10 protein-coding genes and 1 other annotated feature are annotated in these 13,986 nt (G+C 44.8%); of the genes, 5 read left to right on the top strand and 5 right to left on the bottom strand.

The features are described from left to right. The first annotated feature begins 43 nt into the window (after window positions 1-43). Window positions 44-847, top strand: a complete 804-nt coding sequence (hisJ, locus tag DP120_RS15905) for a histidinol-phosphatase HisJ (protein WP_112224632.1) — start codon at window positions 44-46, stop codon at window positions 845-847. 16 nt (window positions 848-863) lie between these two features. After that, entirely contained in the window at window positions 864-1,343 is a 480-nt protein-coding gene (locus tag DP120_RS15900) for a GAF domain-containing protein (RefSeq protein WP_112224631.1), read from the top strand. A 54-nt stretch (window positions 1,344-1,397) separates the two neighbouring features. Here the strand turns inward: DP120_RS15900 and DP120_RS15895 are convergent, their stop codons facing one another. Together DP120_RS15895 and megL are read right to left on the bottom strand one after the other, a co-directional pair. After that, complete coding sequence (locus DP120_RS15895; RefSeq protein ID WP_112224630.1) at window positions 1,398-3,305, bottom strand: putative bifunctional diguanylate cyclase/phosphodiesterase; 1,908 nt, start codon at window positions 3,303-3,305, stop codon at window positions 1,398-1,400. A 321-nt stretch (window positions 3,306-3,626) separates the two neighbouring features. Next, window positions 3,627-4,841: a methionine gamma-lyase gene (gene megL / locus DP120_RS15890; RefSeq protein WP_112224629.1), complete on the bottom strand. Its 1,215-nt coding sequence runs from the start codon at window positions 4,839-4,841 to the stop codon at window positions 3,627-3,629. Window positions 4,842-5,203: 362 nt separating this feature from the next. Here megL and rpsD point away from each other — a divergent pair, with 362 nt between their 5' ends. Together rpsD and DP120_RS15880 are read left to right on the top strand one after the other, a co-directional pair. Next, window positions 5,204-5,806: a 30S ribosomal protein S4 gene (rpsD, locus tag DP120_RS15885; RefSeq protein ID WP_112224628.1), complete on the top strand. Its 603-nt coding sequence runs from the start codon at window positions 5,204-5,206 to the stop codon at window positions 5,804-5,806. Window positions 5,807-5,909: 103 nt separating this feature from the next. After that, complete coding sequence (locus DP120_RS15880) at window positions 5,910-6,710, top strand: cobalamin-binding protein (protein ID WP_112224627.1); 801 nt, start codon at window positions 5,910-5,912, stop codon at window positions 6,708-6,710. A gap of 94 nt (window positions 6,711-6,804) precedes the next feature. Here DP120_RS15880 and DP120_RS15875 read toward each other — a convergent pair whose 3' ends face one another. Both DP120_RS15875 and tyrS read right to left on the bottom strand, forming a co-directional pair. Further along, window positions 6,805-7,338 (bottom strand): general stress protein, encoded by a 534-nt coding sequence (locus tag DP120_RS15875; RefSeq protein WP_112224626.1) that lies wholly within the window; start codon window positions 7,336-7,338, stop codon window positions 6,805-6,807. A 146-nt stretch (window positions 7,339-7,484) separates the two neighbouring features. After that, window positions 7,485-8,753, bottom strand: a complete 1,269-nt coding sequence (tyrS, locus tag DP120_RS15870; protein ID WP_112224625.1) for a tyrosine--tRNA ligase — start codon at window positions 8,751-8,753, stop codon at window positions 7,485-7,487. A gap of 121 nt (window positions 8,754-8,874) precedes the next feature. Beyond that, window positions 8,875-9,064, bottom strand: a binding site (T-box leader). A gap of 106 nt (window positions 9,065-9,170) precedes the next feature. On the opposite strand from tyrS, the gene DP120_RS15865 reads away from it, so the two are divergent. Beyond that, window positions 9,171-12,164: a transglycosylase domain-containing protein gene (locus tag DP120_RS15865; RefSeq protein ID WP_112224624.1), complete on the top strand. Its 2,994-nt coding sequence runs from the start codon at window positions 9,171-9,173 to the stop codon at window positions 12,162-12,164. Between the two features lie 93 nt (window positions 12,165-12,257). Here the strand turns inward: DP120_RS15865 and acsA are convergent, their stop codons facing one another. Beyond that, window positions 12,258-13,976 (bottom strand): acetate--CoA ligase, encoded by a 1,719-nt coding sequence (gene acsA, locus DP120_RS15860; RefSeq protein ID WP_112224623.1) that lies wholly within the window; start codon window positions 13,974-13,976, stop codon window positions 12,258-12,260. Window positions 13,977-13,986: the final 10 nt, after the last annotated feature.

The following is a 13,986-nucleotide window of genomic DNA, read 5'->3' as shown; positions in this document are numbered from 1 at the left end:
AAACAGAGAAAAATTTTCATTTTATTTGAAAGCAGGTCGTTCTATGAAAAGAGATGCGCACATCCATTCCCCTTATTGCCCTCACGGCACAAAAGACACATTGGCTGCCTATGTGGAGAAGGCGTTAATTTCCGGGTTTACAGATATCAGTTTTACAGAACATGCTCCCCTCCCCTCTTCTTTCGAGGATACAACTCCTGATAAAGACAGTGGGATGGATTTTACGACATTATCAGCTTATCTGGAAGCCGTAAACAAGGTAAAGGAAGTCTATAAAAAAGACATTAAAATCCGCACCGGTCTTGAAGTGGATTTTATCGAAGGCTACGAAAATGAAACCCGTCTTTTTCTCGATGAAATCGGGCCGATGCTTGACGATTCGATTCTGTCAGTTCACTTTCTGAAACTCGGCAATAAATTTATCTGCGTTGATTTCAGTAAAGATGTATTTATGGATGCCGCTCGTATTGCCGGCTCCACTTCCGATTTATATGATTGCTACTACGATACAGTAGAATTATCGGTTTCCGCTGATTTAGGCCAATACAAGCCTCGGCGCATTGGCCACCCGACATTAATACACAAATTCCAGCTTGACCATGGCGAGAAGATTGATGACACAGCAAGGATCGAAAAACTGTTCCGGCACATCGCAGCTGCCGGATATGAGATTGATATGAACAGCGCCGGTTTCTCAAAACCCGGCTGCCAGGAATCCTATCCGCCGCAAGCTTATCTTCCGTACGCGGAATCATTGGGAATCCCGTTAATATTCGGTTCTGACGCACACAGTGTCGCAGGCTTGCATAAGCATCATGAAAAACTTTATAATAAATCCACTAAATGATGAAATGAGGGTCTCCATGTTTACTCAAACGGATTACAGCGGAACACGCACAGAACAATATTCAATGCTCGGCAAGCAACTGGATGCGCTGCTTACTGGCGAAACAAATAGAATTGCTAATTTAAGCAATGCGGCCGCCTTGCTCAACCAATTCCTTGAACGCATTAATTGGGCCGGTTTCTACTTAATGGAAGATGGCGAGCTGGTTCTCGGACCATTCCAGGGTCTGCCTGCCTGTGTCCGTATCCAGGTGGGACGCGGCGTTTGCGGCACAGCTGTCTCTGAGAAAAAGACGATGCTGGTCAAAGATGTCCACCAATTCCCAGGTCATATAGCCTGCGACGCAGCTTCCCGCTCTGAAATCGTCATTCCGCTGATCAAAGACGGCGAAGTGATTGGTGTACTGGACATCGATAGCCCGGAGCTCAGCCGTTTCACAGAAGAAGACCAAAAAGGTTTGGAAGCTTTCACTGAAATCTTGCTGAACCATTTATAATAAGGAAAATATAAGAAAAGCCGAAAACCCTTTGCAGGAGTTTTCGGCTTTTATTTATTCCGGAACAGGGTCAGCTGCCTCGGATGATATCGTGCTAATTATTTTTTCACGCGGATTCGACAGCCATTTTTCCACCTGGTTAATTACTGCCGGTTTGGCATAATAATACCCCTGTACTTCCTGGCAAATCAGCTGATGAAGAAAATTGCTTTCTTCCAGCCGTTCGATTCCTTCCGCCAAGCATGTCAATTGGAAGCGGTCAGCCATTGAAGCGATCGTCGTAACAATTCGCTGGCTGTTTTGATTGCTGTCAACATTCTCGATGAAGTCGCGTGGAACTTTGATCTTGTCGACTTGAACTTTTGCAAGAATGCCAAAAGACGAATAGCCGGTGCCAAAGTCATCAATAGCGATGCGGATTCCTTTCGTCCGAAGTGCATCAATTTTAGCCAGATCTTCCGGCCGATTTTCAAATAAGGAACGTTCGGTCAATTCAATTTCAAGACGATCCGGTTGAAATCCGATTTTTTTCAGGATTTGCAGAACTTCTTCAACAAATCCATCCTGGCGTATTTGAATGAATGATACATTGACCGCCAATTTCAAAGGGCGGCCGATGGAATCCGACAGCATTTGAACTTCCCAACAGGCTTTTTCAAGAATCCATTTACCCAGCGGCACGATAAATCCATTCTTTTCTGCAATATCGATGAAAACACCGGGTGATATCATTCCCATCTGTGGATGATTCCAGCGGATTAGAGCTTCCACTCCCACAATCTGATTGGTTTTCAATTCTATTTGCGGTTGATACACCACATGAAATTCCGAATCCAGGTTCGCCTGGTACAGAGCTTCTGAGATTTGCACCTGGTTCATTGTGCTGCTTTTTAGTTTGTCGGATGAAAAAACAATCTGGTTTATGCCATCCAGTTTTGCCTGGTCCAACGCAAATTGCGCATGGCGCATCAATTCGTCACTGGAATCGCCGTCAGGCCCGGAAAGAGCGGCCCCAATATTGAAATTCAATTGATAATCATGGCCGAACAAATCGTAAGGCGCAACCAGGTACCGCAAAATCTGTTTCAAATTTGAATCCAGTTCACCGGCTTCGAAATTCGAAGTTGCACCAAGAAATGTGCTTCCTTCCCCTTTCGCTAAATAGGTATCGCCCGACATCTTTGCTTCAAGCCTCTGCTTGACCATCAGCAGCAGTTCGTCCGTCCGCTTATGTCCGAGAACATCATATACGGACTGGAACTGATTCAATTCCAGTTTCCACAATAAGAGCTGGGAGGACTTTAGTTTATGGTCAACGTATAAATTGAAATCAAAACGGTTCGGGATTTTCAGGAATGGATCGAGATAGGCAGTTTCTTCAGCTTTGTGTATGTAATGGAACAGCATTTTTTCTTTATCCTTTATTGAATAGAGAACGATCAAACCGATAATTCCTGCAATCGAAAACAGGATCATCCGGATGATATGATCTTCAATCCCCAGTAAAACCGTCAATTGCTCAGGCGCTGTCACCATTAAAATGCTCAAGCCCACCATTGAAGAGATGAACGAGTTTAGCAGCATTTTTCGGCTTTGCAGAGCCATCGCCATCAATAAGTAGAGGAAGGTCAAAGACCAGATGGTAGTTGCGGCATCTTCGATAAAATATAACAGGATAAGCGGGAACAGCATGTAATTCAGCAAATAAACATGAGGACGCACTGTTTCACTTCCCCGCTGCTTACTGACCCATAGCGACAGAAGCCCCAGAAGGATCATTGCGAATGGAACAGGATATTCCAGGAAAGTGGTTTTCTGCAGATCCAACAGCATGTATGTGCCAAATAGGATTCCGCCGACTAAATTCCCCCACCCAATCGCATCCCCAATGCGGCCGGAGAATTTTGTTTTTAAACTTTCTGTTTTACTTATGTAATTGTCATTTTCCCTATGTAATGTCATGTATATTACCTCATCCAATGGATTTCTGTTCTTTGCAGACGCATTCTATATATTATCGGCAAAACATCACATTTCTTTACAGCTTCTTAAGTATTACCATTTATCAAGTTCATTTAGATTAATTTAGTATAGTTAATATAGCACATTCTTCTTCTGAATCAACATGTCCGTTATAAATTTAGTTAGCCTGTGCAACAAGTGTTTCTTCTGCATCACTCTTAATAAACTTCAAAAAACCGGAGGAGCTGATGGAACGCTCCTCCGGCTATATTTTATTTCCATTAGACTATCTATTTCTCAGGACAGTTTTTGAACAGCCTCTTAAATTTCCTGCAACTTCGCTTCTGGAGCAACTTTTTCAAATGCTCCGGCTAGATCGGCGACAATATCATCACTCGACTCCAGCCCGATCGACAATCGGAGAAGCGAATCGGAAATGCCCATTGCTTCCCGCGCAGCTTCAGGCACTACGGCATGGGTCATTGATGCCGGATGCTGAATTAATGTTTCGGCATCTCCAAGACTCACAGCAATTTTGATTAACCCCAAGGCATTCATGAATTTCTGGGCTTCCTTTTTTCCTCCATCAAGTTCAAAGGAAATCAGGCCGCCTCCTTTTTTCATCTGCTTTTGAGCTAATTCATATTGGGGATGGCTAGAGTCGGTTGGGTAATAAATTTTCTTTACTGCAGGCTGCTGCTGTAAAAACGCGAGAACTTTCCCGGCATTGTCAATGTGGCGGTCCATTCTGACGTGCAGCGTCTTAAGCCCTCTTAATAGAAGCCACGCGTCAAACGGCGACATGATTCCACCGACATCTTTTTGGACAGTCATACGAAGATGCTGCATTTCTTCTCCGTCTTTGCCCACGAGGATACCTCCGATGACATCCCCATGGCCATTGAGGTATTTGGTTGCACTATGGAGCACAAAGTCAGCTCCCATTTCCAGCGGATTTTGCAAATAAGGCGAACAGAAAGTATTATCCACTACCAAACGCAGACCGTGTTTCTTCGCTACTTTTATAGCTGCTTCCAAATTCACAAGTTCCATAGTTGGATTGATCGGCGTTTCAACGTAGATGCATACCGTTTCAGGTTTGATAGCTGCTTCAATTTCTTCTTCTGTAGTCATGGAAACCAAGTCATGGGTGATACCGTATTTTTCTTCCATTATCTCAAGCAGCCCAAATGTGCAGCCATAGATTCCCCGTGAACAAAGGACATGGTCATTGGCTTTCGTCAGGTAAATAAGAATCGCGCTTACCGATGCCATTCCGGAACCAAACGCCAGCGCCCCTTCGCCGTGTTCGATTTCAGCCATCCGTTCTTCAAGCACACGGACTGTCGGATTTCCCAGCCGAGAATAAATATTGCCATCGGTATTGCCAGCAAAACGGTCTTCCCCTTCTTCTGCTGTGGCAAATGAAAATGTTGATGTCTGATAAAGCGGTGTTGCCAAACTGTCATGATGCTTCGAACTGTCATACCCTTTGTGGATTACCGCAGTTTCCATACTCATTTTTGCTTTGTCCATTTTTTACACCCCTTATGCATAAATAGAAAGCGCTTACATTAGTCAATTTCATTCTAACGCGAAACCTAAAAAAAGGAAAGCCGGCTTTCTTATATGTTTATTTAACAATTGACTTTTGTTATAAAAATCGGTTATACTATGCTTTGTGTAAAATAATCGCAGCAGTTGTATGTGCCTGCTTGCCCATTTTATTCCTTATAGGAAAACACAGGTTTCAAATGAGGCCTGAGTCTAGACTATAGAGGTGTATCGCGTAACTCTTGGCTGCTGAGCGAAGGTACAGGACTATAAAATGGCTTGCAGCATGAATGCATCTGGTTTTTATTTTACTCTAAAAACCAACAATAGAGGAGGAGACTTATATGTCTCGTTATACAGGTCCAGCATGGAAACTGTCCCGCCGTTTGGGAATTTCCCTTTCAGGTACAGGTAAAGAATTAGAAAAACGCCCTTACGCACCAGGTCAACACGGTGCTAACCAACGCAGAAAAGTTTCTGAGTATGGTTTGCAATTGCAGGAAAAACAAAAATTGCGCTTCATGTTTGGTGTAACTGAACGCCAATTTAAAACGCTATTCAACAAATCTGGTAAAATGCCAGGTAAACACGGTGAAAACTTCATGATCTTGCTTGAAGCTCGCCTTGATAACGTTGTTTACCGTTTAGGTCTTGCGCGCACTCGCCGCCAGGCTCGCCAATTGGTAAACCACGGACACATTCTTGTTGATGGTAAACGCCTTGACATCCCGTCTTACAGCGTGAAACCAGGACAAACAATCGCTTTCCGTGAAAAATCAAACAACCTTGACATCGTCAACGAAGCAATCGAAGTAAGCAGCTTTGTTCCTGAGTACGTTTCAATCGACGCTGACAAAAAAGAAGGTACATTTGTACGCTACCCAGAACGCGGCGAATTGTCTGCTGAAATCAACGAGCAATTGATCGTTGAGTACTACTCACGTTAATCTTTTGATTTCAAACCCCGAACCGGTTTTCCGGTTCGGGGTTTTTCTGTTGGATTAAGTCTTTCAGACTTTATGATAAACTGGAAGAAATGGAGGTGCAGCAATGAGATTAATATCAATTTGTCCAAGCAATACAGAATTACTGGCTTTTTTGGGCGCAGAAAAAATGCTGGTCGGCATCGACGATTACTCGGATTGGCCAGAATCTGTCACCCACTTGCCAAGACTTGGGCCTGATTTATCAATCCGTATGGATGAACTTGAACAACTTGAACCTGATTTGGTGCTAGCATCATTAAGTGTGCCAGGCATGGAGAAAAACATCGAGGAATTGAAAAAAAGAGAAATTCCTCATATCATTTTAGATCCACAAAGCCTGGAAGACATTGGGCAGGATTTATTAACGGTGGGAAAAGCCTGCGGTGTTGATGCACTTACTGCTTATGCAGCTTACACAGCAGTAATTGATGAGATAAAATCCCGATCTTCAGCTGTTGAGAGCCGTCCGTCACTCTACTGGGAATGGTGGCCAAAACCAATATTTACTCCTGGGAAAGTTAATTGGCTGACTGAAATCAGCGAAATCACCGGGGGCCGCAATCTATTCGATGATAAAGACCAGGCGAATGTACAAACCCTCTGGGAGGATGTCCAATCCCGCGACCCCGATTATATCCTGCTCGCATGGGTCGGGATTATGACGGATAAAGTGAAGCCGGAGCTGGTTCGTAAAAGACCCGGCTATAAAGAAATGAAGGCAGCAGCAGAAATTCACATTATGGAGGAAGAACTTTATTGCCGCCCTTCCCCCCGCTTGCTGGAAGGCGCAATCAAGCTGGGCAAGCTTATCCATCCGAAACAATTCAATTCGATGGAAGTTCCGGAATTCCTGAAGCGTCCGTAAGTCAGAAGCTTCTAATTTTGAAGTTTCCTTCTATATAATGCAAAAAAGCAACGCCACCGAATTCGGTGGCGTTGCTTTTAATTGAATTCTTATTTTAAAGGTCTCGTGAACCTCTTATTCCGCCAGTTCGACGTTCGTCACCGATTACTGGATCATTGTCCGTAAAACGATCACGGTCGTTATGATCTGGAATGTCGAGGGTGTCATCCTCCACAAGCACGAGAATTTCTCCTTCATTGAAGCGGTTTTCATAATCCTTCGCTTCATCTTCAGGAATACCCATACCGATCAACGCACCAGCAAGTCCACCAATACCTGCACCTGCTGCGGCACCGGTCAAACCAGCTACAATAGGACCCGCGGCTACGATTGGCCCGATTCCCGGAATCGCGAGTGCACCCAGTCCTGCAAGTACACCGCCAAGACCACCAAGTGCACCACCGGTTACTGCTCCTGTTGCAGCACCTTCGCCGGCATGCGTGCCAGTTTCTTCTGTTACATTTCTGGTTTCTTCTTCATCTTTACCAAGGACCGATATGTCTTCAGTTCGATGCCCTCTTCTTTTTAAATCCTCGATTGCTTCAATTGCTTCTCTTTCTGAACGATAAGATCCGACTACTCTTGACATTAGTACGCCTCCTTAGATTTGTAAGTCAATAGAAAATCTCTCACATTTCAAAGTTACCCTTTGAACATAGTGTTAAACATTACTGACAGTAAACCCCTGCAGCACCAATGTCTAAGGAGAAGGAAAAATCGTTCTGCTTATACTGATTAAGCTGTAAATTGCACCATGTGGTATTTCTTTTTACCGCGTCGAATAATGGCAAATGCATCTTCGAGACGATCTTTTTCATCGACGACATACTCAAGGTCAGTCACTTTTTCACCATTTACTGAAATGGCTCCATTTGTAATATCTTCTCTTGCCTGCCGCTTCGAAGGAGAAATACCTGCCTCAACAATAAGATCCACTATAGACTTCGGTTCCCGTTCCATCTCAATAGAAGGAACATCTTTGAAAGCAGCTTTCATTTCACTTGCCGAAAGTGCTTTCAGGTCACCGCTGAACAATGCTTTTGTTATGCGCTGTGCATCTTCCAAAGCAGATTCACCGTGGACTAATTTCGTCATTTCTTCCGCAAGGACTTTCTGCGCTTTACGAAGATGAGCTTCAGTTTCCACCGAAGATTCCAGTGCTTCAATTTCTTCACGGCCGATGAATGTAAAGATTTTCAGGTATTTTACAACATCCGCATCAGAGGTATTGATCCAAAACTGGTAAAACTCGTATGGAGAAGTTTTCTTCGCATCCAGCCAGACGGAACCGCCTGCAGATTTCCCGAATTTCGTACCATCCGCTTTTGTTACCAGCGGAATCGTAATGCCAAAAGCTTTCGCTTCTTCATCATGGGTTTTGCGGATAACTTCCAATCCTGAAGTAATATTTCCCCATTGATCAGAACCACCGATTTGTACGCGGCAATTGTAGTTATCATATAAATGATTAAAATCGATTGCCTGGATCAAGGTATAGGAAAACTCGGTAAATGAGATGCCGCTCTCAAGCCGTGATGCTACAGAGTCTTTTGCCAGCATGTAGTTTACTGAAATCAATTTTCCGTAATCCCGCAGGAACTCGATGACACTCATCGCCCCTATCCAATCACGGTTATTGACCATTTTAGCGCCATTTTCAGTTTGGAAATCAAATATCTGCTGCATCTGAACTTTGATGCCTTCCACATTACGGTCAATCTGTTCTGTTGTCTGCAACTGGCGTTCTTCGTTGCGCCCCGATGGATCACCGATCATTCCAGTTGCGCCGCCAACTAATAAGATTGGTCTGTGGCCGTGCATTTGGAAACGGCGCAATGTTAAAAGAGGCACGATGTGGCCGATGTGCATACTGTCTGCTGTCGGATCGACACCGCAATACAAGGAAATTTTCTCATTTTCCAGCACTTCGGCAAGTCCCTCTTCATCTGTCTGTTGATACAATAAACCTCTCCATTTAAGATCTTCCAATAATTCATTCGACATTTCGTTTCCTCCTCAGGTACAATTACTTTATAACTATGGACAGCAGGATGAATTCCCCAAAAACAAGTTTGGATATGATGGATTTTTTGCACCAAATAAAAAAGCCCCTGCATGTCAGACATGCAGGGACGCAATCGCGCGGTACCACCCAGCTTGAAGGAATAAAATCCTTCCACTCTTTTGTGCCAACCGTGGCACAACCGAAAACTCCAAACCTGTAATTCAGCTGCTGCGTTTTTACCGGTTTGCACCAACCACCGGCTCTCTTGAAAAAATCGCAGTTCCTACTTCGGGTTCTTCATCGTTTTAATATTGAAATATACTAGTAGTGTACTTTATTATGACAGATTGTCAATAACTTAGTGGACATTATAAGAATATGCTATAATATAAAAAGATTTTAGGGGGTAGATAAATGTGCGCGAACGATTAAAATACTGGCAGCAGAAATCCGAAGACACATACCATAAATGGAGATCGACAAAATGGGCGAAAGGCTTGAATATCACGACAGGCGTTTTATGGAATCTCGCAATCCTGTTGGCCATCATCCTTGTTGTCGGCGGTGTTTTTGCCGCATCTGTAGGAGCGGGATATTTCGCTTCTCTCGTTGATGAAGAACAGCTTCGCACCGAAAGCGAAATGCGCGGTGAAGTTTATGCATACGAGGAAACTTCAGAAATATTCTTTTCGGATGATCAGTACTTGGGTAAACTGAGAACCGATCTTGAGCGTGAGGAAACGAAACTCAATGAAGTTTCTGAGTACGCCATTAACGCTGTTCTGGCAACTGAAGATGAATATTTTGAAGAGCATGATGGGATTGTGCCAAAAGCGATATTCCGCGGCCTGTTCCAGGATGTTTCAAACGCTGATAGTCAAACTGGCGGGTCAACGCTGACACAGCAATTGATTAAAAACCAGATTTTGACGAATGAAGTTTCCTATGAACGTAAAGCAAAAGAAATTCTTCTGGCGATGCGCCTCGAGAAATTCATGGACAAAGATGAAATCATGGAAGCTTATCTGAATATCATTCCTTATGGAAGAAACTCAGCAGGAACGAATATTGCCGGCATCGAAACTGCAGCAAACGGTATTTTCAATGTTGAAGCAAGTGAATTGAATCTGCCACAGGCAGCTTTCATTGCCGGAATACCGAAAGCCCCATTCCGCTATACACCGTATTCTTCAGGCGGCGGGGTAAAAGAGCCCGAGTACTTGGAATTCGGCATCGACCGAATGAAAACCGTTCTGTTCCGTATGCTTGAAACCGAATATATTACAGAAGAAGAATACAATGAAGCAATTGCCTACGACATTACAAAAGATTTCAGAACGGACGAAACCCGTTCATACGAAAGATACCCACATATTACGACCGAAGTTGAAAAACGGGCTACCCGTATAGTTATGGATATTCTGGCTGAAGAGGCTGGAATTGACCCTGCAACTTTGGAAGAAAACGATAAATTATTCGAAGAATACGAGATATTGGCTGACCGGGCCGTCCGTTCAAGAGGTTACCGGATCCATTCAAGTATCGATAAAGAATTGTATGAAGCACAGCAAAAAGCCAAAGACGCTTATGAATCATACGGCCCCACTTTGACAAAGACAATCGTCAATGCTGAAGGCCAGGAAGAAGAAGTTCCGATGCCGGTGCAGGTCGGATCAACAACGATTGAAAATGATACCGGCCGGATTTTAAGTTTTGTCGGCGGGCGTGACCATGAAATTTCCAATTTCAACTACGCTTCTCAGGCATACCGCTCAATAGGCTCAACAGCTAAACCTTTGCTGGTTTATGCTCCAGCTATCGAGTACGGCAAAATCGGTGCCGGCAGCCCAGTGGTCGATGTGAAATTTGAAATAATCGATAATGATGGCACACCTTGGGGACCAAGCAACTTTATCGCCTCAAGCGAACAAGGCATCATGCCAGCACGTGACGCCTTAGCGCAATCTCAAAACTTACCGGCTGTACGCCTTTTTGCACAAATCCAAAACCAGATGCCAATCGATTACTTGATGAATAACGGCTTAACTGCTGTCGATGAATCTGATAACGGGAATGTTACTGCCGCTCTCGGGGCAGGAGTTGAAGCAACAACAGAAGAACTTGCCAATGCTTATGCAACATTGGCAAATGGCGGAACTTTTGCCAAAGCATCCATGATTGACCGCATTGAAGATGCTGAAGGCAATGTTGTCTACGAGCAAAAAGTGGAAACCAAAGAAGTCTATACACCACAAACTTCTTATGTCATTACGGATATGATGCGTGATGTATTTGACGGTCAACGGGGTACTGCTAACCGTGCAAACAATCAATTGAAATTCAGTTCTGATTTTGCCGGCAAGACCGGTACTTCCCAGGAAACACGTGATGTCTGGCTGGTTGGCTATAATCCGAACGTCACTATGAGTGTATGGCTGGGTTACGATCAGGAGAAAAACTCCCTGGATATCATGCGCAACAGCAACCTGCAGCCTTCAACACGCGTCAACCAGGTTTGGGCATCATTGATGAATGCTTCATATGATGTTGATCCTGAGTTCTTCGGAACACAGGAAACCTTTAAAGCACCTGAAGGCGTTGTAAGCCGTTCATTCTGCGGAATTTCCGGTCTTGCGCCAAGTGACGGCTGCTCAGGCTCACTAGTCCGTTCTGATCTGTTCAACGCCAACGTAATGGTGCCGAGCAAAGCAGATGACAGCCTGACAACCGGCAAATTCACAACGATTAATGGTAAACGCTATGCTGCACTTTCCTCGACGCCAGCAGAATTCATTTCTGGTGGAGGGGTCGGAGTTTCCGAAGACTTCATCGATCGGATTCTCGCACCGTTCGGCGGAGATCCAAGCAAGCTGTTCCCTTCTGATTCAAGATTCTCCAATGTTGTTTCATCTACAAGCTTTGATGCGGATGAAGCAGCCCCTTCAGGAGTTCAGGCAACTCTTGATGGCAGATCACTAAGCTGGAGCAATTCTTCTTCAAATGATGTAATCGGCTATCGGGTCTACAGAAATACTGGCGGTGCAAACTCGCGGGTAGCTTCCATTTCTGAATCCGAAAGCAACTCATTTACAGTTCCAGGTCCTGGCAGCTACTATGTAGTGGCTGTAGATATCACCGGCAGAGAGTCTTCCAACTCCAACGCCGTATCGATCGATGCGCCGGAACCTGTTGAAGAAGAACCTAGCGATACACCAGCTCCACCTCCAGCGACTCCTCCTGCCACTGAGCCGGATGAGCCTGAGGAGCCGGAAGAACCGGCAGATCCACCTGCAGAGCCTGAAGAACCGGAAGAACCCGAGGAACCACTGGAGCCGACAGATCCACCGGATGAACCAGTAGATCCTCCAGTTGAACCCGAAGAACCGGAAGATATAGATGATGCAGCCTAATACCGAAGAGCCGTGCCATTAGTGGCACGGCTCTTTTTCTTCAAAATGAAAAACGCAGCGGAAATTCTCCGCTGCGTTTTTTCTATTCCATAGTTAATCTTCCATCGTTGATAGATCGCCTGTCGGCAGATCAAGTTCCCATGCTTTGAGGACACGGCGCATGATCTTACCGCTTCTCGTTTTAGGAAGCTTATCCTTGAACTCGATTTCTCGTGGTGCTGCATGTGCAGCCAGACCTTTTTTCACAAATTGCTGAATATCCTGAATCAATTCTTCTGACGGTTCATAACCTTCAACAAGTGCAACAAACGCTTTGATGATTTCACCCCGGACCGGATCCGGTTTCCCGATAACTCCGGCTTCTGCTACCGCCGGATGTTCCAGTAATTTGCTTTCAACTTCAAATGGGCCAACACGCTCTCCGGAAGTCATGATGACATCATCGACACGCCCCTGGAACCAGTAATATCCCTCTTCATCTTTATAAGCGGAATCTCCTGAAACATACCATTTGTCTTTCAGGAAGTAGGATTCATATTTCTCTGGATTGTTCCAGATTTGGCGCATCATGGATGGCCAGCCTTTTTCAATTGCCAGGTTCCCCATTTGGTTTGCCGGCAATTCATTGCCCTGATCATCGACAATGGCAACTTTAATCCCTGGCACAGGTTTGCCCATAGAGCCCGGTTTAATTGCCAGAGCAGGATAATTGCAGATTACCTGAGCACCGGTTTCAGTCATCCACCAGGTGTCATGGATTCGGCGTTCGAATACTTGAGCGCCCCATCTGATTACTTCAGGATTTAAAGGTTCACCGACAGACAGTACGTGGCGCAGGGTCGAAAGATTATATTCTTTTACCAGAGCGTCCCCTGCTCCCATCAGCATGCGGAAAGCGGTCGGTGCGCTGTACCAGACAGTTACCCCGTAATCTTCGATCGCTTGGTACCAGCCTTCCGGAGAAAATCGTCCGCCAATAATCACTGTCGTTGTTCCATTCAGCCACGGTGCGAATACGCCATAGGAAGTTCCTGTTACCCAGCCCGGATCCGCTGTACACCAATAAATATCCTGTTCGTTGAAATCGAGTACCCATCTTGCAGTCTGGAGATGCTGCACCATTGCATATTGCGCATGCAGAACTCCTTTAGGCTTACCAGTGGAACCGGATGTATAATGCAACACAAGCCCATCTTCTTTATCAAGCCATTCCACTTCAAATTGGTCTGAACTATTAGGCAAATATTTCATAACATCTACTGTATGATCATTTTCTTCAATATTTTCTCCTACAAGGAAAATTGTCTTGAGATTCGGCAATTTGTCGAATGGCACACGTGAAACGAGCTCCGGCGTCGTAATGATCGCTTTTGCATCGCTGTCATCCAGTCTGTCATAAATGGCTCCCTCCATGAACGCTTCAAAAAGAGGCCCTACAATCAATCCCATTTTCAGAGCACCGAACATCGTGAAATAAAGTTCAGGTGAACGCGGCATGAAGATGAACATGCGGTCGCCTTTTTCCAAATCGGAATGTGACTTCAACATGTTTGCTGCACGATTGGTCATGCGTTTCATCTCGTAGAACGTATAGGATTCATTTCTATGCTGGTCTTTATAATAAAGAGCCACCTTATTCTTTCTGTCGGAATCGGCATGGCGGTCGATGGCTTCATGCGCCATATTGACCTTCCCGGTTTCATACCAGCTGAATTCCTTCTCAGCCTCTTTCCAATCAAACCCGGATGCAATCTCTTCATAATTATGTAAGTTGAATTCTCCTGATACTGCCGGCAGTGCTTCCACTTTCATCCAAATCATC

It is taken from the genome of Planococcus halotolerans (assembly GCF_003289955.1).
Classification (GTDB): Bacteria; Bacillota; Bacilli; order Bacillales_A; family Planococcaceae; genus Planococcus; species Planococcus halotolerans.
This window is presented reverse-complemented; position numbering and strand designations above follow the sequence as displayed.

Coding starts and splice junctions, on each gene's coding strand:
- DP120_RS15895 (WP_112224630.1), bottom strand. CDS start 3,305: ATGACATTACATAGGGAAAATGACAATTACATAAGTAAAACAGAAAGT.
- tyrS (WP_112224625.1), bottom strand. CDS start 8,753: ATGTCGAATGAATTATTGGAAGATCTTAAATGGAGAGGTTTATTGTAT.
- acsA (WP_112224623.1), bottom strand. CDS start 13,976: ATGAAAGTGGAAGCACTGCCGGCAGTATCAGGAGAATTCAACTTACAT.
- DP120_RS15875 (WP_112224626.1), bottom strand. CDS start 7,338: ATGTCAAGAGTAGTCGGATCTTATCGTTCAGAAAGAGAAGCAATTGAA.
- hisJ (WP_112224632.1), top strand. CDS start 44: ATGAAAAGAGATGCGCACATCCATTCCCCTTATTGCCCTCACGGCACA.
- megL (WP_112224629.1), bottom strand. CDS start 4,841: ATGGACAAAGCAAAAATGAGTATGGAAACTGCGGTAATCCACAAAGGG.
- DP120_RS15880 (WP_112224627.1), top strand. CDS start 5,910: ATGAGATTAATATCAATTTGTCCAAGCAATACAGAATTACTGGCTTTT.
- rpsD (WP_112224628.1), top strand. CDS start 5,204: ATGTCTCGTTATACAGGTCCAGCATGGAAACTGTCCCGCCGTTTGGGA.
- DP120_RS15900 (WP_112224631.1), top strand. CDS start 864: ATGTTTACTCAAACGGATTACAGCGGAACACGCACAGAACAATATTCA.